This window comes from Paenibacillus sp. FSL R5-0810, assembly GCF_038002285.1.
GTDB classification, from domain to species: Bacteria; Bacillota; Bacilli; order Paenibacillales; family Paenibacillaceae; genus Paenibacillus_AQ; species Paenibacillus_AQ lactis.
In genome coordinates, this window is sequence record NZ_JBBOCF010000001.1 from 4,909,813 (window position 1) to 4,933,930 (window position 24,118).

A 24,118-nucleotide genomic window follows, 5' to 3' on the forward strand; every position below is an offset into this window, starting at 1 on the left:
CGATTGGATGAAACCCCAATTTCTTTTCCATCAGTATTTCAAAGCAACTCCAATCACTACCTGACAATATGAATGATAAATCCAAAAATAACGGCGATCACGATCAATACACCAGCCGCTAATAAAGTCATCGCCATATCGCTCAGCAACCCCCGCTGCTGATGACCTGCAAGCTTCTCCTTGACCTTTCTTTCTGAAACTTCCTGTTGTACTTGATCCAATGGCTCCGGGCCCATGACCATATGAATGCACCTCCACTATGCCGCATACCCAATTTTACCATAGTTTGCGGAATGAGGAATTCAAATCTGCTCACTTATTCGATATACGCACCGCCCCACGGCACGCTAACAGGTGTGCAGCCACAGCCCCTCCCCCACTCCCAAAAAAAGCGCAAAATAAAAAGCCCAGCCCCCGCAAGAGCAGGAGCCTGGTGCAAAGCAATCGGTTGTTTTCACCATACGGTCGAACGAAGAGCGCGTGTAATGGTATAATTGTAAATAGTTTAATAAAATCCCATGATAAGGGGGTGTTGATATGGGTTCGGCATTTGGTTTTGGAGGCCTGATCGCCAATCTAGTCATAATCTTTGTTGTTTTATTAGTCCTATATCGAATCGTAAAACTTGCGGTTAACCGATCTGAAATTAAAGAGGACATCACAAAATTAAGGGCAGAGGTAAAAAACTTACATACAAAAATTAATAACCTTGAAAAGTCAGACTTATGAGCGACCGGAGACGATTTACGCACCGCCCCACGGCTCGCTAAGGAGTGCAGCCACAGCCCCCCTTCTCCATAAAAAGCCCGGCTCCTGCCTTTGCAGCCAAGCCGGGCTTTGCCTTTGCGTTTCCATGGGACACCCACAAGGGCTTTGCTGCACACTTCTTCCCCTGCCACAGGTGCGAATATCGGCGGAGGAGCAGCGCGCTCGCCTTTAAAATCGGGAAGCATCCTCTACCTATTCCAGTCTAGCTTCCCGATTTTAACAGCGACCGAAGCCGATATACGCACCGCCCCACGGCACAAACCCTAATGTGCAGCCCTTCCTCCCTCCTCCCCAAAAAAGCCCGGCTCCTGCCTTTGCAGCTGAGCCGGCTTTGCCTTTGCGCTTCTATGGGAACCCACGTGGCTGGGCTGCACACTTTCTTCCCTGCCACAGGTGCGTATATCGGCGGAGGAGCTATGCGTTCGCCTTTAAAATCGGGAAGTATCCTCTGCCTACTCCATTCCAGCTTCCCGATTTTAACAGCGACCGGAGTCGATATACGCACCGCCCCACGGCACCCTAATAAATGTGCAGCCAACAGCCACGCCCTCACCCAGAAAAGCGCAAAATAAAAAGCCCAGCCCCTGCAAGAGCAGGAGCCGGGCTTTACCCTAAATTATTGTTGCTTCAAGTTATAGAACGACTTCAAGCCGTTGTATTGAGCAAGCTCGCCCAATTGGTCTTCGATGCGAAGCAATTGGTTGTACTTCGCTACGCGGTCCGTACGAGAAGGTGCACCCGTCTTGATCTGACCTGCGTTGGTAGCAACAGCGATGTCAGCGATCGTGCTGTCCTCGGACTCACCGGAACGGTGGGAGACAACAGCGGTGTAGCCTGCGCGTTTTGCCATTTCGATTGCATCGAATGTTTCAGTCAATGTACCGATTTGGTTAACCTTGATCAGGATGGAGTTACCGATGCCTTCCTTGATACCTCTCTCCAGACGCTCAGTGTTCGTAACGAACAGGTCGTCACCAACCAGCTGAATTTTGTTGCCCAGCTTCTCAGTGAGCAGCTTCCAACCTTCCCAATCGTCCTCGGAGCATCCGTCTTCGATGGTGATGATTGGGTATTTGTCTACCCAAGAAGCGAGCAGGTCAACGAATTCCGCAGGCGTGAAGGATTTGCCTTCGCCTTCCAGAACGTATTTGCCGTCCTTGAAGAATTCCGTGGAAGCAACGTCCATACCCAGGAATACGTCTTTGCCTGGCGTGTAGCCGGCTTTTTCGATCGCTTCGATGATGGAGGACAGTGCATCTTCGTTGGACGTGAAGTTTGGAGCAAAACCGCCTTCGTCGCCAACTGCCGTGTTCAGGCCTTTGCCTTTCAGAACGGACTTCAGGTTGTGGAAGATTTCAGCGCCCATGCGAAGCGCTTCTTTGAAGCTAGGTGCGCCCACAGGCAGTACCATGAACTCTTGAACGTCTACGTTGTTGTCGGCATGTGCACCGCCGTTCACGATGTTCATCATTGGTACTGGAAGCTGTTTGGCGTTGAATCCGCCGAGGTATACGTACAGCGGGAGATCCAATGCGTCAGCAGCAGCGCGTGCTACAGCCATGGATACAGCCAGGATCGCGTTTGCGCCGAGCTTGCCTTTGTTAGGCGTTCCGTCCAAAGCGATCATCAGCTTGTCGATACCGAGCTGGTCAAGCGCGTCCATACCGATTACTTCAGGGGCGATGATTTCGTTCACGTTCTCAACAGCTTTCAGAACGCCTTTGCCCAGGTAACGGGATTTGTCGTCGTCGCGAAGCTCAACCGCCTCGTGAACGCCAGTGGAAGCGCCGGATGGAACGATCGCGCGTCCGATCGCGCCGGATTCCAGGTATACTTCAACCTCTACAGTCGGGTTGCCGCGGGAGTCAAGGACTTCGCGAGCATATACGTCAGAAATAATAGTCATGGGTATAGTCTCCTTTTTCTTTGGTATCGTTTATGGTAAAGATTTTGTCCGTCTTTATTTACGCGCCGCAATCATGGAAGTTCCGGTCATTTCAGCCGGCTTCGGCAGATCCATCAGGTCGAGGATCGTCGGAGCAATATCGGCCAGAATGCCGCCTTCGCGCAGCGTCACGTTCTCATCGGTAACGATGAACGGTACCGGGTTGGTGGTATGAGCCGTGAATGGGCGTCCATTCTCGTCGAATACCATGTCCGCATTGCCGTGGTCAGCCGTAATGATGGCGACCCCGCCTTTAGCCAGAACGGCCTCAACCACTTTGCCGACGCACTCATCCGTCACTTCAACCGCCTTCTTGGTTGGCTCGAGCATGCCCGAGTGGCCAACCATGTCCGGGTTCGCGAAGTTCAGGATAATCGCATCATGCTTCTCGGCTTCGATTTCCTTCACGCACGCATCTGCGACCTCGTAAGCGCTCATTTCCGGCTTGAGGTCATAGGTTGCTACCTTCGGCGAGTTGATGAGGATGCGCGTTTCGCCTGGAAGCTCCACATCGCGTCCGCCGCTGAAGAAGAACGTCACATGCGGATATTTCTCGGTTTCCGCAATGCGCAGCTGCTTCTTGTTATGCTGCACCAGCACTTCGCCAAGCGTGTTGTCCAGATCCTTCGGCTTGTAGGCAACGAAGCCCTCCACCGTCTCGCTGAACAGGGTCAAGCACACGAAATGCAGGTTCTGCGGGAATCCCGGACCGCGATCGAATCCGCGGAAATCCTTATTCGTGAACACCTGGGACAATTGAATCGCGCGGTCAGGGCGGAAGTTCAGGAAGACGACCGAATCGCCGCTTTCCACAAGGCTTATCGGCTGGCCTTGGTCATCAACGATCACCGTAGGCTCGACGAATTCGTCATATACGGATTTCTCATACGATTCGGTAATCGCTTTGAGCGGATCGGTGTACTTCGGTCCTTCTCCGTATACCATGGCGCGGTAAGCCTTCTCCACGCGATCCCAACGCTTGTCGCGGTCCATCGCGTAATAGCGTCCGGACAATGTAGCGATCTGTCCAACGCCCACTTCCTGGATCTTGGCAATGAGATCTTTCACGAACTGCTTGCCGCTGTCAGGCGCTACATCCCGTCCGTCCATGAAGCCATGGATGTAAACGTCCTGCATGCCTTCCTTTTTGGCCAGGTCCAGCATCGCAAACATATGCTCGATGTGGCTATGTACCCCGCCATCCGACACAAGCCCGTACAGATGAAGCTTCTTGCCGCTGTTTTTTGCCGCGCGAACCGCCTCGACCAGCGTATCGTTCTCGAAGAACTCGCCTTCACGAATCGACTTCGAGATCCGGGTCAGGTCTTGGTACACGATCCGGCCTGCGCCGATGTTCAGGTGGCCTACTTCAGAGTTCCCCATCTGGCCTTCCGGCAAACCAACCGCTTCGCCGCAAGCGGTAAGCGTTGTGTTCGGATACTGCTTCAAGTACCGGTCATAATTCGGCTTGTTCGCTTGAGCGACTGCATTGCCTACTTCGGTGTTGCGAAGCCCGAAACCGTCCATGATGATCAGGGCTACTGGTCTTGGAGCTGTCATCTTACTTCGCCCCCTCAACGAGTGCGATGTAGGAAGCCGGCTGAAGACTTGCACCGCCGACGAGCGCGCCGTCGATGTCGCTTTGTCCCATATACTCCGCTACATTTTCAGGCTTCACGCTGCCGCCGTACTGAATCCGTACTTGAGCTGCAACACTTTCACCGTACAAGCCCTTCACCAGCTCGCGGATATAGGCGATCACTTCGTTAGCATCCTCAGCCGTGGAAGATTTGCCTGTCCCGATAGCCCAGATTGGCTCGTAAGCAATGACAACATGAACCGCTTGGTCTGCAGGGAGACCTGCAAATGCGGCTTCGGTCTGCACCTTGCACACATCTTTCGTCTGGCCGGCTTCACGCTCTTCCAGCTTCTCGCCTACGCATACGATCGGCAGCAAGCCGTGACGGAATGCCGCATGAACCTTCTTGTTCACGATCTCATCGGTTTCTGCAAAGTATTGGCGGCGCTCGGAATGTCCGATAATGACATAATCAACGCCCAGGTCCTTCAGCATCAAACCGCTGATTTCGCCTGTAAATGCGCCGTTATCTTCAAAATGGAGGTTTTGCGCGCCGATCTTGATGTTCGTTCCTTTGGCTGCTTCCACCAAAGCCGGAAGATTCGTAAACGGTGCGCAGATCACGCTTTCCACGCCTTCTACTTCCGCTTTGCCTTTAATCTCTTCGAAAAAAGCCTTTGCTTCCGGAACCGTCTTAAACATTTTCCAGTTGCCAGCTATGATAGGTGTTCTCACACAGTTCACTCCTTTATTCCCCCCGGTGAGCCGGGGTTCAAGCTTCTTCCACATTAGCTATCCAAAATCATTGATCTATATCTTTATTTATCGTTCAGTGCCACAACACCAGGAAGTGCTTTGCCTTCCATGAACTCAAGAGACGCACCGCCGCCGGTGGAAATATGGTCCATCTTGTCAGCGAGTCCGAATTTCTCAGCAGCTGCTGCGGAATCCCCGCCGCCGATCACCGTGTAGGCTTCCGTTTCTGCACATGCCTGTGCCACTGCACGGGTACCATGGCTGAATGGTTCGATTTCGAATACGCCCATAGGTCCGTTCCATACAACCAGCTTGGAGTTTTTAATGACTTCAGCATATTTGGCACGAGTCTTCGGTCCGATGTCAATGCCTTCCCAATCAGCCGGAATACCATCGATATTGACAATCTTGGTGTTGGCATTTGCGCTGAATTCGTCGGTAACGACGATATCTTCAGGCAGGTAGAAATTCTTGCCGAGCTGCTTCGCTTTCTCGATGAATCCGAGCGCGGCATCCAGCTTCTCTTTATCAAGCAGAGATTGGCCGATTTCATGCCCTTGCGCCTTGAGGAAGGTATACGTCAATCCGCCGCCGATGATCACGTTGTCGGCAATGTTCAGCAGGTTGTCGATGACATCGATTTTGTCCTTAACCTTCGAGCCGCCGATAATCGCCGTGAACGGACGATCCGGATTCGAGAGGGCTTTGCCGAGAACGGACAGCTCCTTCTCCATCAAGAGGCCGGATACGGCTGGAAGATGATGAGCAATACCTTCAGTAGATGCATGCGCACGGTGTGCTGCGCCAAACGCGTCGTTCACGAACAGATCGGCAAGCTCTGCGAACTGCTTCGCCAGCTCCGGATCATTCTTCTCTTCACCTGGATAAAAACGAACATTTTCAAGCACCAGCACGTCGCCGTTTTGCAGCTTTTCGACCTGCGCTTTTACCGCTTCCCCTACAGCTTCGTCCGCTTTTGCTACCGGCTTGCCCAGCAGCTCGGACAGACGCTCGCTCGCAGGATTCAGACGCAGCGATTCGACAACCTCGCCTTTCGGACGGCCCAAATGGCTCGCCAGGATGACCTTGGCGCCCCGCTCCACCAAATATTGAATCGTCGGCAAAGTTTCGCGAATCCGAGTGTCGTCTGTAATTTTACCATCTTCGAGCGGTACATTGAAATCGACGCGGACAAACACCCGTTTGCCGCTTACTTCTACGTCACGCACACTTTTCTTGTTCATCTCCACGTTCCTCCTAACAAAATGTTCTCCCTCGCCGGGCAGCATGCCGCTGCTCTCGTTTCTCTCTCTAATCGCCCGCCAGAGCCGGCTTCTCTCGCTACTTCCCAGTACTCTGGCATGAAAACAGGTTAAAACCATGAACCAAAGAGGAGGCCCGTAAACGGAACTCCTCTTCGATTGGTTGGCTGGATCAATTACAGACCTTTGCTTGCGATGTAAGCAGCGAGGTCAACGACACGGTTGGAATAGCCCCACTCGTTGTCATACCAGGAAACAACTTTAACCATGTTGTCGCCAACAACCATTGTGGAGAGCGCGTCGATCGTGGAAGAAGCAGGATCGCCATTGTAGTCGCTCGATACGAGCGGCTCGTCGGAGTAGTTCAGGATGCCTTTCAATGGACCCTCAGCAGCTGCTTTCAGCGCTGCGTTAACTTCTTCTTGCGTAACGTTCTTGGACAGCTCAACAACGAGGTCCGTTACGGAAACGTTCTTCGTAGGTACGCGCATTGCCATACCGTTCAGCTTGCCTTTCAATTGCGGCAGAACCAGGCTAACCGCTTTAGCAGCACCTGTTGTGGAAGGAATGATGTTCTCTGCAGCTGCACGAGCACGACGCAGGTCTTTGTGCGGAAGGTCAAGCACTTGCTGGTCGTTCGTGTAGGAGTGAACGGTAGTCATCATACCTTTCACGATGCCGAACTTCTCGTCGAGAACTTTAGCGAATGGAGCCAAGCAGTTGGTTGTACAAGAAGCGTTGGAGATGATGGTGTGGTTAGCAGCATCGTATTTCTCTTCGTTAACGCCCATAACGATAGTGATATCCTCGTCCGTAGCTGGAGCGGAGATAATAACTTTCTTAGCGCCGCCTTTCAGGTGAGCGGAAGCTTTCTCTTTCGCTGTGAAGATACCCGTGGACTCAACAACGATTTCTACGCCGTACTCAGCCCAAGGCAATGCTTCAGGGTTGCGCTCAGCAAATACTTTGATCTCACGGCCGTTTACAACCAGTGCGCCTTCTTTAGCTTCAACGGTTGCATTCAGTCTTCCGTGAGTCGTGTCATATTTCAAAAGGTGAGCCAGCGTGCTTACGTCCGTCAAATCGTTGATTGCAACGATTTCTACTTCGCTGTTGTTCAGCGCAGCACGGAACACGTTGCGTCCAATACGTCCAAAACCGTTAATACCTACTTTAACCATGAGTAGTTCCCTCCATATTTGTAAAATTAATATATTCAAGACCGACCGTTAAGCCGATCAAGACAACGGGATAAAGAATAACGAGGCCTTGCACCTGTATGCTTGCCGGACCTTAAGGTTACGATGCCGCTGCATCGATCTCCTTCTCTACCTCCAGCGCAGCCGCCTCATCCGTAACGAGGATATCCTCGTGCCCGAATTTCAGCACGGCATGAATCGCTTTGCCTTTGCTTCGGCCGCCGGCAATGCCAATGATCGTCTCCGTCTGCATGATGTCCTCCAGCCGGAGCCCGAGAGTCAGCATCTTGTGGACAACCGCGCCTTCCTCGCTGAAGTAGTATCCGAAGGATTCGGCAATCGCCCCATCCTGCTGGAGGCTGCGGATCGAGTCCTCGTCCAGCTTGCGTCTTCTGGCCATTTCCATCGCGTCGCCGATCCCGTGGATAATGATCCGGGAACGTCGGATGACATCCACAATCTCCTGGATGTGCTGATCCTGCACTAGGGATTGATAGGCATCCTCGCTAAGGAGATCAGGCACGTGCAGCAGACGATATTCGGCACCCACGCGCTTTGCCATCTTGGAAGCAATCGTGTTGGCCTGAATTTCCATGCTCTCTCCGAGACCGCCGCGTGCGGGCACAAACCATGTGCCTTTCAGAGGCCCTGCCGCAAGCGGTGACATCTGCTCCGCGACTTCGGCGAGCGTGGATCCACCCGTGACGGCGATCGTATCGCCGTTCTCGACGAAGCTTAGCAGTGTTCTTGCTCCGGCACGTCCGAGCTCGCGCTTCACTTCCGGAGAGGATTCACTGTCACCGGGAATGACGACAACCTTGCGGAGTCCGTAGGCCTTCTTGATCTTCTCCTCAAGCTCGACCAGCCCGAACAAATCCTTCATGAGCGGCTCCAGTTCTTCGAGCAGACACAGTCCTGCATGGCTGATCCGCATACCGAGCGTCTCAATCTCGATCAGTCCCTGCGCTTTCAGAAGATCGGTTTCAGCCCGCAGAACCCGTTCCGTCATCGATAAGGATGACGCCAGCGTTCGTCGGCCGACCAGCCCGGACAGCTTGATCTGATGGAGGATCGTGTACCTTCGTTTAAAGGTGTCCATCAAATCGGGCAGAAGCTGCTCTTGTATTTCTAATAGGTTACGCATGCATTCCACTCCTGCAAACTTTCGTCTCGGCTCTTCTATCGGTTGGACGTAAAATGTCCCAGGATAACCTTTTAAGTCCCACCCCTATTCTAACCAATAATGATGCAGGTTGCAAGTGTCCGAACGTATATTTCTCTGCAACCATCATTCTTATACATTATGGCCAAATCGAAACCTCTCTATATATCAAAACAATGTTTTATCCGCTCTTGTGTTTTTCTATTAGATAGGGTATAATCATCTTCGTTGCTGATTTTTTATATGCGCCCGTGGTCCAATGGATATGACGTAGGCCTCCGGAGCCTGAGATCGAGGTTCGATTCCTCGCGGGCGCGCCATCTTTAAATTTTCTCATATATGAATTACCCGAAAGTGCCCATGACGGCTCTTTTTTTTGCCCAATAGTTTGACTATCTTTGACTTTTTGATTAAAATTGTTTATCATGTGGGTAATACGGTAACAGTATTTATTAGTGATGCACTTAATGAGGAGGTTTTTCACGTGAGTTTTATACCTATGGTCGTTGAACAAAGCAACCGCGGCGAGCGGGCATACGACATCTATTCCAGATTGCTGAAAGACCGCATAATCTTCCTCGGCTCCGACGTCAATGACGTGGTCGCCAATTCCATCATTGCCCAAATGCTGTTCTTGTCGGCAGAGGATCCGGAGAAGGATATTCACCTTTACATCAATAGCCCTGGCGGTTCGATCACCGCGGGGATGGCAATATTCGATACGATGCAATTCATCAAGCCGGACGTCTCGACCATCTGTGTCGGTATGGCCGCCTCCATGGGTGCATTCCTGCTGAATGCAGGCGCTAAGGGCAAGCGCTACGCGCTGCCGAACAGCGAAATCATGATTCACCAGCCGCTTGGCGGCGCACAAGGTCAAGCAACGGATATCGAAATCCGGGCACGCCGCATTCTGAAGATGCGCGACAAGCTGAACCGTATTCTTGCCGAGCGCACCGGCCAACCGCTGGAGCGGATCGAGAAGGATACCGACCGCGACTACTTCATGACGGCTGAAGAAGCCAAAGAATACGGTCTCGTCGACCAAGTGTTGGAGAAGACGCCTTCGCAAGGACTATAAGAAGCAATACATGCAAAAGGCATGCACACGTAAAGGTGCATGCCTTTTTTCTTATGTCTGTATAGAACATAGTGACCAACCCCAATGGTTATTTCTGGTATAATTGCATTGTTGATTCCTAATATACAGGGAGGTCCTTATGATCGGCTCTAAAATATCCTTTGTTTTCATGCTCGTGCTCGTCCATCTTCCGTTTCTGATCATGAACCTGGAGCGTGCCGTTTCCGGCGCCGATCCGCATGCAATTCATGGAGTTGCCTCCATTGTTCTTGTCCTTCTGCTTCTGTTCTCCGGTTTTGTGATGGGGTATACCAATCAGACATTCTACCCCCGCTGGTTCTCGGCTTATTGGCTCGTCGGCGTGTTCTTCATGGTCGTCGGCTACTTGCTGAAGCTCTACGTCGTTCTCATTCCATTCGTCCTTCTCTACGCCGTCCCCCTTTACGGGCTCGTCCACTACACCGGTCACTCGGAGGAGACGGTTTATCCTCTTGTCCATGCGGCCGTTGGTTGGGGAGCCGGTATAATTGGTTACGGAATTGGACATTCCCGCTTCAGACGGAGGGATCCTCAACAAGCAACATGAGATTCCATCGGATCCCTTCAGGATGGATTCGTAATTGGTTCATGAGCTTGTGAATGCCCATATCCGTCTGATTAGCTATACCCAACTGTGATGCAGACCCCTCCGCCATGCCCTACGCATACAAAAATCCCTTGGCCGCTAGGCCTGAAGTTAACCTCAGGCTGCGATCCAAGGGATTTCTTTTTGTATTCCGGCACATTGTTGCATCTTTACATCACAGTGTATCAAACGGTCACAGGCCTCGCGCCCCCTAGGATTCAGTTATCCCATGGTTCAGAACCTGCGGTTCCCATCCTTATTTCCATTCCTTCAGCTTCAATTCAAATTCAGGGAAGCCGTAGGCATAAGCCGTGTATTCATACAGCTGGAAGTACAGGACCACGGCGTTATCCTTCAGATAGAATTCCGCATCTTCCGGAACTCCTTCGAATCCGCCAAGGTAGCCCCCGCCCTTCTTCAACTCGCTCAAGACGCGGTTGTCGAGCTTCTTCTTCTTGCCCTTCAGGTCGATGAAATCGCCAAGCTTCAGCAGCTTTCCATCCTTCAGGGAGAACGTGAAGCTGTTCTTGAAGGTCATGCCGTGCGCGCCGCCGAGATAGGAATAATCATGCGCCGTAACACTCAGCAAGCCGTCCTTGTTGTAGTGGACCACAAAATTGCCTTCGAAGGCATAAGGGAAGCTGTCTTCACCCGGAGGAAGCTCCTTGATGCTTTCCTCTGCGCGGGCGATCACGCTTTCCGCATGCTTTTTCAATACGCTGTTGATTTGAGTTTGGGCCTCGCCATTGCTTAGGCCGCTGACAACCGGATAACTCACAGCAGCTTCCACGCCCTGGATCGTCTTCTTCAACGTTTCCGATTTGATCGTTAGATCGCTCTGCTTCTTCGTCAAGCTGAGCGTCTTCGAGGACGGACTCCATTGTCCCTGGATCCCTAAGTATTCGCTGACCGTCTTGAACGGCAGATAGAGCCGTCCGTTGAGGATTTGACCCCCAGGCTCTCCGGCATAGAGGCCGTTGACCAACAAGCCGATTTCCTTCGAATCATACACAACGGCACTTAGTTGATGATAGCCGGCGTTCAGGGTATACGTACGGTTTTTCGAATCATATTTCAGGGGCATTCCCGCCGCATCCCGGAGTACGGTTGCAGGGATATAAGTAACTCCGTGCAGAAGGACTCCCTTCTGGGATAGGGTCTTGCCGTTCCATTTCAATGTCACTTCATTCTTCTTCGCTACGTTGTGGCTGGCGGAAACAGAGGGCTTCGAGGGGCTTGCATCGATGACCTGTCCGTTCAAGCCAAGACTTCCGAGCAGGACGCCAGTTGCAATAATTGTTGCGCATACGCGAAATTTGGAATTCATATTAGTTCCACCTTTTCCAATTTAAGTTGCCATAGTTGTTTATTACCCTCATTCATTATAAAAAATCCGGACCACCGTTTGGTAACAAGTGAATGACAATTTTGATTCCATGCTATAGGAACTACATGAAGAATATAGTCTTATAGTCTTATTTCCCCATATTTGACCAAAACTTATGAACGGGCTGCTTCCTTCACCTGATCGATCTGCGAACCGTATCTCTTTATAGTGTCTTACCACTTCAGCTGGTTCTATAACATTCAAAATCTTTGGCATATCTCATAGACCGCTGCTCCTCCGTCATGATCCCCATTCCAATCAGAACCACCCGTCAAACGGGTGGTTTGCTCTTGGGGTATAACCCCTTGTTGCCAAACTGCGCCTAAAGACGCTAGCCTGACAATAAAATTGCTCAGGCTCAGTGTAATTTGTCACTTTCACTTACCAGTTAAACTGGTTTACTTCTTCTTGTTACTGTTTTTGCTGAATGGGTCTTCATACTCTTTCACACTCAGTTTATCAATTGCTTGGTCATGTGCTTCTTGCTCACGGATATATTTTGCCACGGTGGCTTCATTCAAGCCCACTGTGCTGACGTAGTATCCCTCCGCCCAGAATTTTCGATTACCATATTTATACTTCAAGCTAGCATGCTTCTCGAATATCATGAGTGAGCTTTTCCCCTTCAGGTATCCCATAAATGATGATACTGAGATTTTTGGGGGAATTGCTACCAACATATGTACATGATCGGGCATCATGTGACCTTCGATTATCTCCACTCCCTTGTATTTACATAATCGTTTGAATATTTCGATTAAGTCTTTCCTCACTTGATTATAAATCTCTTTCCGTCTATACTTCGGGGTGAACACAATGTGGTACTTGCACATCCACTTCGTGTGAGCTAAACTATAGCTCTTGTTTGCCATCTAAGACCATTCCTTTCATTATTGAGCCTGAACATCTCAATTTTATCGGAATGGTCTTGTTGGTCAAACCTCGATCTCTCCACCCGCATAGCGGGTGGTTTTTTGTTTCGCACGCTTCGCGAGCTCAACTGGCTAAAGCCGCAATAAAAAAAGCCCTGCCCCTATGGGCAAGGCTTATAAAAAAGGTGCTAAAGCACCAATTCTCTATCGTCCGCTCTTCAGCTCGGTCCACAAGCGATCATAGATCTGGAGAGCTTCTCCGACGTTATCGAGCCATTCCGTGCGGCCCAGCTCCTCGTCGGTCAAGTTGATCATGGTGTTGCTGCGATAGTCCTCGCTGTGGAATTCCATCGCTTTCGTATTCGGATTGCTGTATCCGATATATTCGTAGTTCTTCGCGCTGACTTCAGGCTCCAGCATGAAATTGATAAATTTCTCCGCCAGCTCCTTGTTCTTCGCGCCCTTCGGAATTGCATAGTTATCCGAGAAGATCGTTGCGCCCTCCTCCGGCACCACATACGCCACATCCGGATTTTCTTCCGCGATGAATGCAGCGTCACCGGACCATACCGTTGCAATCCAGCCTTCCTCTTGAATCATCTTCTGCTTGATGTTATCCGTGTCGAAGGCAAGGACGTTCGGCAGCAGCGTCTTAAGGTCCAGGGCCGCAGCGTTAATCTCGGCTTCATCCGTCGTGCTGTTGGATTTCCCTTGCTTCTTCAGCGCCATGCCGATCATTTCACGGTTGTCGTCCAGAAGCAGCACTTTGCCCTTGTATTCCGGATTCCACAAATCTTCCCAGCTGTTGATCTCATCCTTCACGTACTTCTTGTTGTAAGCAATCCCCGTCACACCGGACGTGTAGACGATGGAGTACTTGTTCCCCGGGTCAAAAGAAGGGTTCTTAAACGTCTCCGAAATATTGACGAAGTTCGGGATATTGTTCATGTCGAGCGGCTCCAGCAGGTCTCCTTCAATCATGGTCTTGACCATGTAATCGGACGGCTGAATCAGGTCGTAGCCGCTGCCGCCGGCCTTAATCTTCGCCAGCAGATCTTCATTGTTCGCGTAGTTGTCATACGTGACCTTTACGTTAAACTTCTTCTCGAAATCCTCCAGTACCTCAGGATCGAAGTTGTCAGCCCAGCTGTAAATGTGAAGTGTCTCCTTGCTTGATCCGCACGCAACCAGAAGGCTTGCGGACAATACGGCGACCAGCCCTGCAGCAAGCAGGCGGGTCCATCTTGATCTTTTCAATTCCCTATCTCCTCTCTTTCGTATCCATGATGGATATATCGGATCCTTCCCAAAAAGAAATGGAACATTTGCTTTAAATCGGCAGCGTTTTGTGTTTCTTATCCCCGCTGCCGCGGTTAAGAATATATTGAGCCAGCAGGATGAGCGTGATGCTCACCAGAATCAGTATCGTACATAACGCATTAATCTCAGGCGAAATTCCGCGCTTCACCTGGGCATAGATGTAGATTGGCAGCGTAGTCGAGCTTGGTCCGGCGACGAAGAAGCTGACCATGAAATCGTCAAGCGACAGCGTAAACGCGATCAAGGCCCCGGAGATAATACCCGGTGCGATCTGCGGCAGCGTCACATGCCGGAAGGCCTGCCAAGGCGTAGCGCCCAGATCCTGGGCCGCCTCGTCCAATTGCTTGCCCATTCCCGACAACCGGGCGCTCACCACTACATAGACATAGGATATGCTGAAGGTGATGTGGGCGATCATCACCGTCATCTTGCCGAGCGGAATATTTAATTGACTGAACAGCACGAGCAGCGACAGGCCCATGATAATATCCGGAATGATAACCGGTAAGTACAGGAGACCGTTCATGCCGCTGCGGCCTCTGCGTCCCAAATTTCGGAGCCCGAGGGCCGCCGCCGTTCCCAGCATTGTCGAGATGATCGTGGACACCACCGCCACGGTCAGACTGTTCATCAAGGCTTCCATCACGTTTCGGTTGTCGAAGAGCGAGATATACCAGTCGAAGGTGAAGCCTTCCCAGTTCCCGCTCAACCGCGTATCGTTGAAGGAATAAATGATGATAATCAGGATCGGCACATAGATAAACGCCATCATCAGGAAGGCGTGAATCGAAAGCAAAGGCTGGCGCTTCTTCTTCACTTATCTCCCCTCCCCTACACGTTGATGGCGGGCCTGCATCGCCCGGTTAAACAGCAGAATGAGCACCAGGGACGTGGCCACGAAAATGACCGACAACGCGGCGCCGAACGGCCAGTTGCGGGCTCCAAGGAACTGCGACTGGATGATGTTGCTGATCATGGAGGACTTGGCTCCGCCCAGGATGTCCGTGACGACGAACATCCCCGAGGTCGATACATAGACCAGCACCGATCCGGTCATGATGCCGGATTTGCTCTGCGGCAGCGTAATATGCCGAAATGCCTTCCATTTGGACGCGCCGAGATCGCTGGCTGCATCCAGGAGGCGCTTGTCCATCTGCTCCAGCGCTACATAGATCGGCAGCACCATGAACGGAATGAAGTTATACACCATGCCGAGCAGCACGGCGCCGTAGGTGTACAGCATCTGAATCGGCTCATCGATCCAGCCGAGCCACATCAGCAGGCTGTTGACAACGCCCTGTGTCCGAAGCAGCAGCACCCAGGCGTAGGTTCGAATCAAGAAATTAATCCAGAACGGAATCGTAATGAGAATCAGACCCCAAGTCTGGATTCGCGGGGATGCGCCCGCAATATAATAGGCAAGCGGATAACTGACCAGCAGACAGATGATGGTTGTTAGCAGCGACAGCACCAAGGTATCCCAATAGATCCCAAGATATAACGGATCGAAAAAGGTCTTGTAGCCTTCCATGCTGAGCTCGAACACCAAATTGCCTTGGGCATCCCGCGACAGGAATGAAATGCCGATCACAATCAGCATCGGGATGATCAGGAACAGGGACATCCAAAGCAGCACCGGGGTCAGCAGGAATTTCGATTTCCTCATGGCCCGATCATCACCTCATCCTTGTCGTTCCAATTCACCCCGACCCTCTCGCCGATCTTCCAAGGATGCTCCTCCGTAATATCGAGCGCGATCGTCACCTTCATCGGCTCGTCGTCCAGCTGGACAAGCAGCTTATGCACGCTGCCAAGGAACTGGACGTCTTCGATGACGCCTGTCTTCCTGCCGGCCACGCCGCGCTGCGGAACCAGCTTCTCGGGACGGACAGAGAACAGGCCCTCCGGCGAAGAGAAAACATTGTTCTCCCCAATGAATGTGGCAGCGAAGAGCGTTTGCGGCTTCGCATACACGTCGCGCGGCGTCCCGATCTGCTCGACCTTCCCTTGGTTCATGATGACGATCCGATCCGAGAGCATCATCGCTTCTTCCTGGTCATGCGTTACATAGACGAAGGTAATGCCGAGCGTCCGCTGCAGATGCTTCAGCTCCGACTGCAGGCTTTTGCGCAGCTGCAGATCCAGCGCGCCGAGCGGCTCATCGAGCAGCAGCACTTTAGGCTTGTTCGCAATCGCGCGGGCGATCGCCACGCGCTGCTGCTGTCCGCCGGAGAGCTGGTGCGGGAACCGTTCCCGCAGAGCGGTGAGCTGCGTCATCGCAGCCGCCTCCTCCACGCGTTCCTTGATGAGCTGGCGCGGCAGCTTTTTCATTTTCAACCCGAAGGCGATATTATCCTCCACCGTCATATGCGGGAACAGGGCGTAATGCTGGAATACGAGATTGAGATCCCGCTTATTCGCAGGCATCTCTGTCACGTTCTGACCCGCCAGCCATACCTGGCCCCCTGTCGGCTGTTCAAATCCTGCTATCATCCGGAGAATCGTCGTTTTGCCGCAGCCGCTGGGGCCCAGCAAAGTCAGGAATTCCCCTTCTTTAATAGAGAGCGACAGCGGATGCACGACCGCTTGTCCTTGGAAATGCTTCTCGATCTGGACAAGTTCAATCACATGCACCAACTCCTTGTTCAAAATGCGGCCTATCGGCACAGGGCCTCTTGATTTGACCGAACCTACAATTCCATTTCCATTAAGAAGAAACGGTAATTCCGCCCGTGTTCCAGCCTGTGCCGAAGGGGGATCCGTTTCTTGAGGGACGATGCTTTAAAGTCTCTTTAAGAAAAAAAAGCCATATCCATGGGTATGGCTTTACCGTTTGCTTCATATTTCGTTCGATGTTCACGCCGCGTACTGGCGGCTTTACGTTTTTCGCATATTCACTATACCTTGTTTTCCCTTTGTACACAACACTTTTCTTAGTAATTCGACAGGGGAAGCCCCGGATATTTCGCCGGATTCTGGATCCCATGGTGGATCGAACCGTCCAAGGCTTAGGGTTGCCAAATAGAAAAAACCGCCCCCCGCATTGCTAAGCGGTGACGGTCTCTTCTCTTGCCGGTTCCTCATAAAGGAGATTATTTCAGCTCATACTGCACGTACAGCTGGGTCGTGATTTTGATCTCGCCCGGCTTCACGGATGTCGCAGCGCCGCCGTCGGCCATCGAAGCCGTTTCCATCGACATCTTGTCATACATGCCGTACACAACGTTGTTGTTCACGGAGCCTTCGGTTACGTTTACGACAACCCCAAGCTGACGTTTGGAAGCCTTGGCGATCGCCTGGGCCTTGAGATCGGCATTCGCCATTGCCTTATCGATCACTTGAGCCTCGAATGTATCAGGATTCTCCACGGAGAAGCGGGCATTGCCGATCGAATTGGCCCCGGCTTCAGCCGCTGCATCCAGCACTTCGCCCACCTTGTTCAGATCGCGCAGCGTTACTTCAAGGGAATGATAAGCCGAGTAGTTTTGCACCTTGCGGCCTTCTTTTTCCGTATAAGAGTAATTTGGCTGCACATAGAACTGTTCGGTTTTAATATCTTTGTCGTCGATCTTCCAGGTCTCTTTCAGCACCTTGATAACCTTATCCATTTTTTGCGCGTTGGCCTTCTGCGCCGATTTAGCCGTCTCCGCATACGACTCTGCCCCAATGGACAAATATACGATATCCGGCTTCACGGATATCTCGCCCTTGCCGAGCACCGTCACGACATTTTGCTGCACCGCCTCGGCCGCATAGGCTTCCGTGGCGCCGCCGAATCCGGCCCAAGCCGTGCCGCCTGTCAGCAGAGCGCCTGCAATCATAATGGAACCTACCTGTTTGACCCATCTTTTCATGTGTGGTCAACCTCCTTTAATATTGGCCCGCTTCTGATGCTTGCCTTACCTCTCTAACGCAAACCGATTGGTAAATGTTGCATCACGTTTAAGCGGTTTCACAACTTTTTTTCCTTCATCGCCCCCTCTATTTCGCCATCCAGGAAATGCCAGTGGTTGCAGGCCGCTATGACAAATAAAATAGAAATAGAGGACGAAATAGGCAGCAGGATGTTAATGTAAGATGGTAAGTGGGTAACTAACTTAATATGTTGTTTTTAACATGAGGAGGTCATTATGAGATTAATACGGGGTGTAGTACTTGCCTTGGTCCTGCTGCTCGCTGCAACGACGGGCGTACCGGTGTTGGCGCAAAGCCAGGCGGATCAGCCGGGATCGGGCAAAACCTATCTGATCGGTACGGACGTCACGTTCGCTCCGTTTGAATTCCAGGATCCGAGCGGCGAATTCGTCGGCATCGACATGGATTTAATGAAAGCAATCGCCAAGGATCAGAACTTCAAATACGAGATCAGGCCGCTCGGTTTCAACGCAGCCGTTCAGGCATTGGAATCCGGCCAGGTGGACGGCGTGATCGCCGGCATGAGCATCACGGAGGAACGGAAACAGAAATTCGATTTCTCGGATCCTTATTTCGATTCCGGTGTCGTGATGGCCGTCCGTAAGGACCAAGAGGGTATTCAAAGCTACGAGGATTTGCGAGGCAAGAAGGTGGCGGTCAAAACCGGCACGGAGGGCTACAGCTTCGCCGAATCCATCGCATCGAAATACGGCTTCACGATCGTGCCGTTCGACGATTCGGCCCAGATGTACGATGATGTCAAAACCGGCAATTCCGTGGCCTGCTTTGACGATTATCCGGTGCTGGCTTACGGCGTCAAGCAAAATAACGGGCTGAAGCTCGTTACCGAGAAAGAACCCGGGGCATCCTACGGATTTGCCGTTCAGAAGGGGCAGAATCAGGAGCTTATGGAGAAATTCAACGCCGGGCTGGCTAATCTGAAAGCAAACGGCGAGTATAACCGCATTCTCGAAACATACGTTGGCGAGAACGCGGCCGGACCGGCTAACCAAAGCCGTCTCGGATTGATTGCCGAGTCGATGCCGATACTGCTCGCAGGCCTCGGCAAAACGCTTCTGCTTACCTTCGTGTCGCTGTTTTTTGCCTTCTTCATCGGCCTGATCTTCGGCTTCATGAAGGTGGGCCGCAACAAATGGCTTCGGGGCATTGCGACCGTCTTTGTCGACATCTTCCGTGGCATTCCGCTGCTGGTGCTTGCCTTCTTCATCTATTTCGGTATTCCGCAGGCTCTCGGATTCACGATGTCGCCGCTGGTGGCTGCCATTCTGACTTTGAGCCTCAATGCCGGGGCTTACGTGACGGAGATTATCCGCGGCGGCATCCAGTCCATCGATCCCGGCCAGCTGGAGGCAGCACGCTCCCTTGGCTTGCCGTATCGCAAAGCCATGATGAAGATCATCATCCCGCAGGCTGTCAAAATCATGATTCCGACATTAATCAACCAGCTCGTCATTACGCTGAAGGATACGTCCATTCTGTCGGTCATCGGTTTGGTCGAATTGACCCAATCGGGTAAAATCGTCATTGCAAGAACGTTCGCATCGTTTGATATCTGGCTGACCATAGCGATCATGTATCTGATTGTTATCACCATTCTGACGAAGATTGCGAACCGTCTGGAAAGGAGGGTTCGAGTTGGGTAAAATCCGTGTAGAAGGACTGAAGAAGAGCTACGGCTCGAACGAGGTGCTGAAGGGCATCGACATGCAGGTACAGGAAGGCGAGGTCGTCTGCGTGATCGGCCCGTCGGGCTCGGGGAAGAGCACCTTCCTCCGGTGCATTAACCGACTGGAGGATATCACGGCCGGCAGAGTCATCGTGGACGAGCGGGACATCAACGATCCGAAGACCGACATCAACAAGGTACGGGAAAATATCGGCATGGTGTTCCAGCACTTCAACCTGTTCCCTCATTTCAACGTGCTGAAGAATATTATGTTTGCTCCGGTCGAGCTCGGCAAGCAATCGAAGGAGGAAGCGCGGGCCACGGCCCTGCGGCTGCTGGAACGGGTAGGGCTGTCCGATAAGGCGGAGGCCTTTCCTAGCCAGCTCTCGGGCGGACAGAAGCAGCGGGTCGCGATTGCACGGGCGCTCGCCATGAACCCTGACATCATGCTGTTCGATGAGCCAACGTCGGCGCTTGATCCGGAGATGGTCGGCGAGGTGCTCGGCGTCATGAAGGATCTGGCGCGCGAAGGGATGACGATGATGATCGTCACGCATGAAATGGGCTTTGCCCGCGAGGTATCCGACCGGGTCATCTTTATGGACGGCGGCTATATCGTGGAGGAAGGACCGCCCGCAGAGGTATTCGGCAATCCGAAGAACGAGCGGACGATCAGCTTCCTGGAGAAAGTGCTATGACGCTGAACGGCTGTAACCCAAGTGACAGCCGCAGCGTCTTGGCGTAAGGTTCCCACTTACCAACGCAACAAACAAAGACAAGGCTCACCGGACATCTCGCGATGGCAGGTGAGCCTTGTTGCGTCCGCCCCTCATTCGGGAGGAGGCGCAAGCGGCACCCTCACGGTAAAGACGGAGCCTTCTCCGGGCCTGGACAGCACGGTCACAGTCCCTTGATGGATGTCGACGATCCGCTTCACGATCGACAGCCCGAGTCCGCTCCCCCCGGCCTCACGATTTCGCGATTTATCCGCCTTGTAGAAGCGTTCGAAGATGCGCAGCTGATCCGCTTCCGACATCCCGATTCCCGTATCGGCAATCGTAGCAACGGCCTCTTCCCGGTCTGCCTTCAGCTCAATCGTAATCACGCCGCCCTCCGGGGTGAATTTGATGCTGTTGTGCAGCAGATTCATCCACACTTGACTCATTAAATCCTCCGACGCCCGGACTTCCACCTGCGCCAGCTCGAGATCCACTTGTATCCGCTTCGCCAGCCATTGCGGCTCACTTGCAAGCACCACGGCGCGAAGCTGCCCATCTAACCGGTAGGGCTGCATATCGAACGCGGTCCGGTCCCCTTCGAGCGAGGACAGCTTCAGCAGATTATCGCTAAGCTGGGACAAGCGTCTGCTCTCTCCCTCAATGATCTCCAGGTAATGATTCCTTCGCTCCTCCGTCAGCCGGGGATTGCGAAGCGCCCTTGCAAAGCCGCGAATGGACGTCAGCGGCGACTGGATTTCATGCGATACGTTCGAGATGAAATCCTGGCGCATCGTCTCCATCCGCCCAAGCCCTTCGGCCATGTCGTTAATGCCGGTCGCAATCATTTTAAATTCACCGGGCAGCTTATGCTCCTCCATCTTGACGTTGAAGTCGCCTTGAGAGATGCGGCGCATCGCATCGATCATCGCATTCAAGACGGCCATCTGCTTATGCTTGAACATCAGTCCGATCAGCATTATGCATAAGAAGAATATCACGACGCCAAGAAACAAGTCGATGATCTGCATCACATAAGCCGATGATGGCTCACCTGTCTTCGCATACACGGCCTTGGTCAAATAAGTCGCAGCCGTCCAGGAGACGGCCAGCACGGCGAAGAGGACAATGATCTGTAAGATCTCCCTCAGGATTCTCCATGCCCATTTGCCGGTTTTGCGCACTAGTCCTCACACCCCTCCAGCCGGTAGCCGAGCCCGCGCACGGTGCGTATGCGAAACCGGTATTTCGCCTCGGGGAACCGCTCCCGCAGCCGGTTCACATGGACGTCGAGCGTCCGTTCATTCCCCTCGAAATCGTAGCCCCAAATATCCTCGATCAGCCGGTCCCGGGGCAGCGTGCTGCCCGGATAACTGGCCAGCTTGAACAGCAGCTCGAATTCCTTCAACGGCAGCATGAACGTCTCCTCATCCGTCTTCGCTTCATAGGTGCGGCGGTTCATCTGCAGCTTACCGGCAGTGACCGTTTGCGAGGCTGCCACCTGATACCGCTTCAGTAGCGCCTTCACCCGAACCACCAGCTCGGCCGGCTCAAAGGGCTTCACCAGATAATCATCGGTACCGAGCTCGAAGCCCTTCACAATCTGCCTGGTTTCCCCTTTGGCAGTCAGCATCAGCACCGGAACGCCGTCATGCCGGCGAATCTCCCGGCACAGCTCCCAGCCGTCCATATTCGGCATCATAATATCCATCACGACCAGATCAACGGGGCTCTGTTCCATCACGCTCAGCGCCGCCAGTCCATCCGGAGCTTCCAGGACGTCCATGCCGGCCTCCTCCAGAAACACCTTCACCAGCTCCCGAATATTCGGATCATCATCGACGACCAATATGTTTGCCATGTCCATCCCTTTCTTTCCCAAGCATTATTCCCCGGCCCGGTCTGCTCCCTAGGCCTCCAGACTTTCGTTCATCTGTAACTGCTGGGCTGCAAATTCCCTGTACATCGCATGCTCCCGTACCAATTCCTCATGAGTGCCTCTTCCGGTAACGGCCCCTTTCTCAATGAAAATGATCTGGTCTGCGCCCACCACCGTCGACAGCCGGTGGGCGATAATAATCGTCGTCCGTCCGGTCATCAGGTTCTTCAGCGCCTTCTGGACTTCAATCTCGGAGCGGCTGTCCAGGCTCGAGGTCGCCTCGTCCAGCATCAATATTTTCGGATCCCGGAGCAGTGCCCTCGCAATCGCAATCCGCTGCCGTTGTCCGCCCGAAAGCTTGATCCCTCGCTCACCTACATCGGTATCGAAGCCGTTAGGCAGCTCATCGATAAATCCGTCCGCATAAGCCATTTCAGCCGCTCTCCGGATTTCCGCGTCGCTAATGTCCCGCTCCGTCCCATAACACAGATTCTCGCGGATCGTACCGGCAATCATCGGGCTTTCCTGCGAGACATAACCGATCAATCCGCGCCAGGACCGTAGAGCAAATGTATGAATCGGATCCTGGCCAAGCTTAATCTGTCCCTCCTGCGGCAGGTAGAAACGTTCCAGCATGGAGAACAGCGTCGTTTTCCCGCCTCCGCTCGGCCCGACAACGGCCGTAACCGTCCCCGGCTCCATCCGGAAGCTGACATTCTTCAGCACCGGCTCACCCGGCTTGTAGCCGAAAGTCAGATGCTCAATCGATACCGGCTGGTTCGCATCAAGTACATCCATCCCGTCCTCGAACGCCTCTTCCTCGGCATCGAGCGCCTCCAAGATCCGCTCGGTAGCCCCCTTTGCCTTCTGAAGCTGGGTGAAGAACGTTGTCAGCTGCGTCATCGGCATGACGATCTGAATCAGGTATAGAATAAACGCCACGAGCTCGCCTGCCGTCAGCGCCCCGGTCGACACCTGCAATCCGCCGTAGCCGATGACGACGACGAGCAGCATCATCAGCACAAAGGACATCAGCGGCGCGATCCAGGCGGATACGATGCCTTCCTTAATGCCGAATCTCAACAGATTCCTTATACCTCTGCTGCCGTTAGCGTACTCCCGATTCTCCGCATTGGAGGCCTTGACCAGGCGGATCTCGGACAGCACCTGGCTGATATTCGCCGTAAACGATGCGGTCTCATCCTGCATGCCCAGCGATATTTTATACATTTTGCGTCCCAGTGGAACGAGGATTAGCGCAGCAATCGGTATCACAACGAACATGGTCAGCGTCATTTTCCAGTTCAGATACAACAGCACCCCGATGGATCCGACGATCGACACGATCCCGCTGGCGAAGCCGGCTGCATGATCGGAGATCAGGCCCTTAATGACGCTTGTATCATTCGTCATTCGGCTGACCGTTTCCCCTGACCGGTTATGATCGTAATAGCTTACCGGCAGCACCAGCAGCTTCTTCCACAGCCGGTCCCGCAGGGCGGCCACCATCTTCTGTCCCGTATAGCTCAGCAAATAGATCGAGAAGCCTGCGGCGATCGTCTGCACGATAAATGCGATGCCAAGCCCTATGATATGGCTCCGGTTCATATCCGTTAAGGAAAAGCCATCCACCAGGTTTTTCGTAAACATCGGAATGACCAGCCCGACCAGCGTCGAGACGACATTGAGCAGAATGGCGCCCACGAGCAGGGCCATCGGCGGCTTGGTCTCTTTCAACAGGCGGAAGAACGCCTGCGAGCCTGCCTTTCGATTCTCGTCTTGTGACGCCTGAAGATTGTCTGCCGTATTTTTCAGTACACTCATTGTTTCTCTTCCCTTCCCCGTCCGATTATTTATGGTGTAAGGTCAGAATAAAACAACAAGTTAAACTGAAGTTAAACAACAGCTTTCCGGCGCAGAAACAAAAAAAGGCGGAATCGCTTCCCCTTTTCTGTAAAGTCATAT

The 24,118-nt window shown here is 52.7% G+C and carries 22 protein-coding genes and 1 tRNA gene; 6 read left to right on the forward strand and 17 right to left on the reverse strand.

Going from position 1 to position 24,118, the window contains the following annotated elements; translation table 11 throughout:
• Positions 1-56 precede the first annotated feature (56 nt).
• The gene (locus MKX76_RS21745; RefSeq protein ID WP_028406731.1) at positions 57-242 is read right to left on the reverse strand and encodes a hypothetical protein; all 186 of its coding nucleotides are present in this window, start codon (positions 240-242) and stop codon (positions 57-59) included.
• A gap of 295 nt (positions 243-537) precedes the next feature.
• Here MKX76_RS21745 and MKX76_RS21750 point away from each other — a divergent pair, with 295 nt between their 5' ends.
• Positions 538-729 carry a hypothetical protein gene (locus MKX76_RS21750; RefSeq protein ID WP_028406730.1) on the forward strand — a complete coding sequence of 64 codons (192 nt, stop codon included), beginning with the start codon at positions 538-540 and terminating at the stop codon, positions 727-729.
• Between the two features lie 655 nt (positions 730-1,384).
• Here MKX76_RS21750 and eno read toward each other — a convergent pair.
• The 6 genes from eno to MKX76_RS21780 all read right to left on the reverse strand — a co-directional run bounded on the left by eno (position 1,385) and on the right by MKX76_RS21780 (position 8,653).
• The gene (eno, locus tag MKX76_RS21755) at positions 1,385-2,674 is read right to left on the reverse strand and encodes a phosphopyruvate hydratase (RefSeq protein WP_007133019.1); all 1,290 of its coding nucleotides are present in this window, start codon (positions 2,672-2,674) and stop codon (positions 1,385-1,387) included.
• Between the two features lie 54 nt (positions 2,675-2,728).
• The gene (gene gpmI / locus MKX76_RS21760; protein WP_028406078.1) at positions 2,729-4,273 is read right to left on the reverse strand and encodes a 2,3-bisphosphoglycerate-independent phosphoglycerate mutase; all 1,545 of its coding nucleotides are present in this window, start codon (positions 4,271-4,273) and stop codon (positions 2,729-2,731) included.
• Position 4,274: 1 nt separating this feature from the next.
• Positions 4,275-5,027: a triose-phosphate isomerase gene (gene tpiA / locus MKX76_RS21765; RefSeq protein ID WP_028406079.1), complete on the reverse strand. Its 753-nt coding sequence runs from the start codon at positions 5,025-5,027 to the stop codon at positions 4,275-4,277.
• Positions 5,028-5,110: 83 nt separating this feature from the next.
• Positions 5,111-6,292, reverse strand: a complete 1,182-nt coding sequence (locus MKX76_RS21770) for a phosphoglycerate kinase (RefSeq protein WP_007133016.1) — start codon at positions 6,290-6,292, stop codon at positions 5,111-5,113.
• Between the two features lie 194 nt (positions 6,293-6,486).
• Complete coding sequence (gap, locus tag MKX76_RS21775; protein WP_007133015.1) at positions 6,487-7,491, reverse strand: type I glyceraldehyde-3-phosphate dehydrogenase; 1,005 nt, start codon at positions 7,489-7,491, stop codon at positions 6,487-6,489.
• Positions 7,492-7,609: 118 nt separating this feature from the next.
• Positions 7,610-8,653 (reverse strand): sugar-binding transcriptional regulator, encoded by a 1,044-nt coding sequence (locus MKX76_RS21780; protein WP_210094346.1) that lies wholly within the window; start codon positions 8,651-8,653, stop codon positions 7,610-7,612.
• A gap of 263 nt (positions 8,654-8,916) precedes the next feature.
• Here MKX76_RS21780 and MKX76_RS21785 point away from each other — a divergent pair.
• From MKX76_RS21785 to MKX76_RS21795, 3 genes are all read left to right on the forward strand, one after another.
• Positions 8,917-8,991: transfer RNA gene (locus MKX76_RS21785), tRNA-Arg, on the forward strand.
• Positions 8,992-9,155: 164 nt separating this feature from the next.
• Entirely contained in the window at positions 9,156-9,752 is a 597-nt protein-coding gene (gene clpP / locus MKX76_RS21790) for an ATP-dependent Clp endopeptidase proteolytic subunit ClpP (RefSeq protein ID WP_007133013.1), read from the forward strand.
• A 139-nt stretch (positions 9,753-9,891) separates the two neighbouring features.
• Complete coding sequence (locus MKX76_RS21795; RefSeq protein WP_210094347.1) at positions 9,892-10,338, forward strand: hypothetical protein; 447 nt, start codon at positions 9,892-9,894, stop codon at positions 10,336-10,338.
• Positions 10,339-10,633: 295 nt separating this feature from the next.
• Here MKX76_RS21795 and MKX76_RS21800 read toward each other — a convergent pair whose 3' ends face one another.
• The 7 genes from MKX76_RS21800 to MKX76_RS21830 form a co-directional block, all read right to left on the reverse strand.
• Positions 10,634-11,704 (reverse strand): PdaC/SigV domain-containing protein, encoded by a 1,071-nt coding sequence (locus tag MKX76_RS21800; RefSeq protein WP_210094348.1) that lies wholly within the window; start codon positions 11,702-11,704, stop codon positions 10,634-10,636.
• 458 nt (positions 11,705-12,162) lie between these two features.
• Positions 12,163-12,636, reverse strand: coding sequence for an IS200/IS605 family transposase (tnpA, locus tag MKX76_RS21805; RefSeq protein WP_007127619.1), 474 nt, complete (start codon positions 12,634-12,636; stop codon positions 12,163-12,165).
• Between the two features lie 204 nt (positions 12,637-12,840).
• Complete coding sequence (locus MKX76_RS21810; RefSeq protein ID WP_144870176.1) at positions 12,841-13,893, reverse strand: ABC transporter substrate-binding protein; 1,053 nt, start codon at positions 13,891-13,893, stop codon at positions 12,841-12,843.
• A 73-nt stretch (positions 13,894-13,966) separates the two neighbouring features.
• A complete protein-coding gene (locus MKX76_RS21815; protein WP_007133009.1) occupies positions 13,967-14,773 on the reverse strand; it encodes an ABC transporter permease in 807 nt (268 codons plus the stop codon).
• The gene (locus MKX76_RS21820; RefSeq protein WP_007133008.1) at positions 14,774-15,622 is read right to left on the reverse strand and encodes an ABC transporter permease; all 849 of its coding nucleotides are present in this window, start codon (positions 15,620-15,622) and stop codon (positions 14,774-14,776) included.
• A complete protein-coding gene (locus tag MKX76_RS21825; RefSeq protein WP_028406083.1) occupies positions 15,619-16,590 on the reverse strand; it encodes an ABC transporter ATP-binding protein in 972 nt (323 codons plus the stop codon). Before MKX76_RS21825 ends, MKX76_RS21820 begins: the two co-directional genes overlap by 4 nt.
• A gap of 458 nt (positions 16,591-17,048) precedes the next feature.
• Positions 17,049-17,810, reverse strand: a complete 762-nt coding sequence (locus MKX76_RS21830; protein WP_028406084.1) for an SIMPL domain-containing protein — start codon at positions 17,808-17,810, stop codon at positions 17,049-17,051.
• Positions 17,811-18,086: 276 nt separating this feature from the next.
• On the opposite strand from MKX76_RS21830, the gene MKX76_RS21835 reads away from it, so the two are divergent.
• Complete coding sequence (locus MKX76_RS21835) at positions 18,087-19,535, forward strand: amino acid ABC transporter substrate-binding protein/permease (RefSeq protein ID WP_028406085.1); 1,449 nt, start codon at positions 18,087-18,089, stop codon at positions 19,533-19,535.
• Positions 19,528-20,256: an amino acid ABC transporter ATP-binding protein gene (locus MKX76_RS21840; RefSeq protein ID WP_007133004.1), complete on the forward strand. Its 729-nt coding sequence runs from the start codon at positions 19,528-19,530 to the stop codon at positions 20,254-20,256. Before MKX76_RS21835 ends, MKX76_RS21840 begins: the two co-directional genes overlap by 8 nt.
• A 131-nt stretch (positions 20,257-20,387) precedes the next feature.
• Here the strand turns inward: MKX76_RS21840 and MKX76_RS21845 are convergent, their stop codons facing one another.
• From MKX76_RS21845 to MKX76_RS21855, 3 genes are read right to left on the reverse strand one after another with little or no spacing between them, the layout of a single operon-like run.
• Positions 20,388-21,458, reverse strand: a complete 1,071-nt coding sequence (locus MKX76_RS21845) for a sensor histidine kinase (RefSeq protein WP_007133003.1) — start codon at positions 21,456-21,458, stop codon at positions 20,388-20,390.
• Positions 21,458-22,135, reverse strand: a complete 678-nt coding sequence (locus MKX76_RS21850; RefSeq protein WP_007133002.1) for a response regulator transcription factor — start codon at positions 22,133-22,135, stop codon at positions 21,458-21,460. The genes MKX76_RS21845 and MKX76_RS21850 overlap by 1 nt, the downstream gene beginning before the upstream one ends.
• Before the next feature lie 48 nt (positions 22,136-22,183).
• Positions 22,184-23,977 carry an ABC transporter ATP-binding protein gene (locus MKX76_RS21855; protein ID WP_341034616.1) on the reverse strand — a complete coding sequence of 598 codons (1,794 nt, stop codon included), beginning with the start codon at positions 23,975-23,977 and terminating at the stop codon, positions 22,184-22,186.
• Positions 23,978-24,118 lie beyond the last annotated feature (141 nt).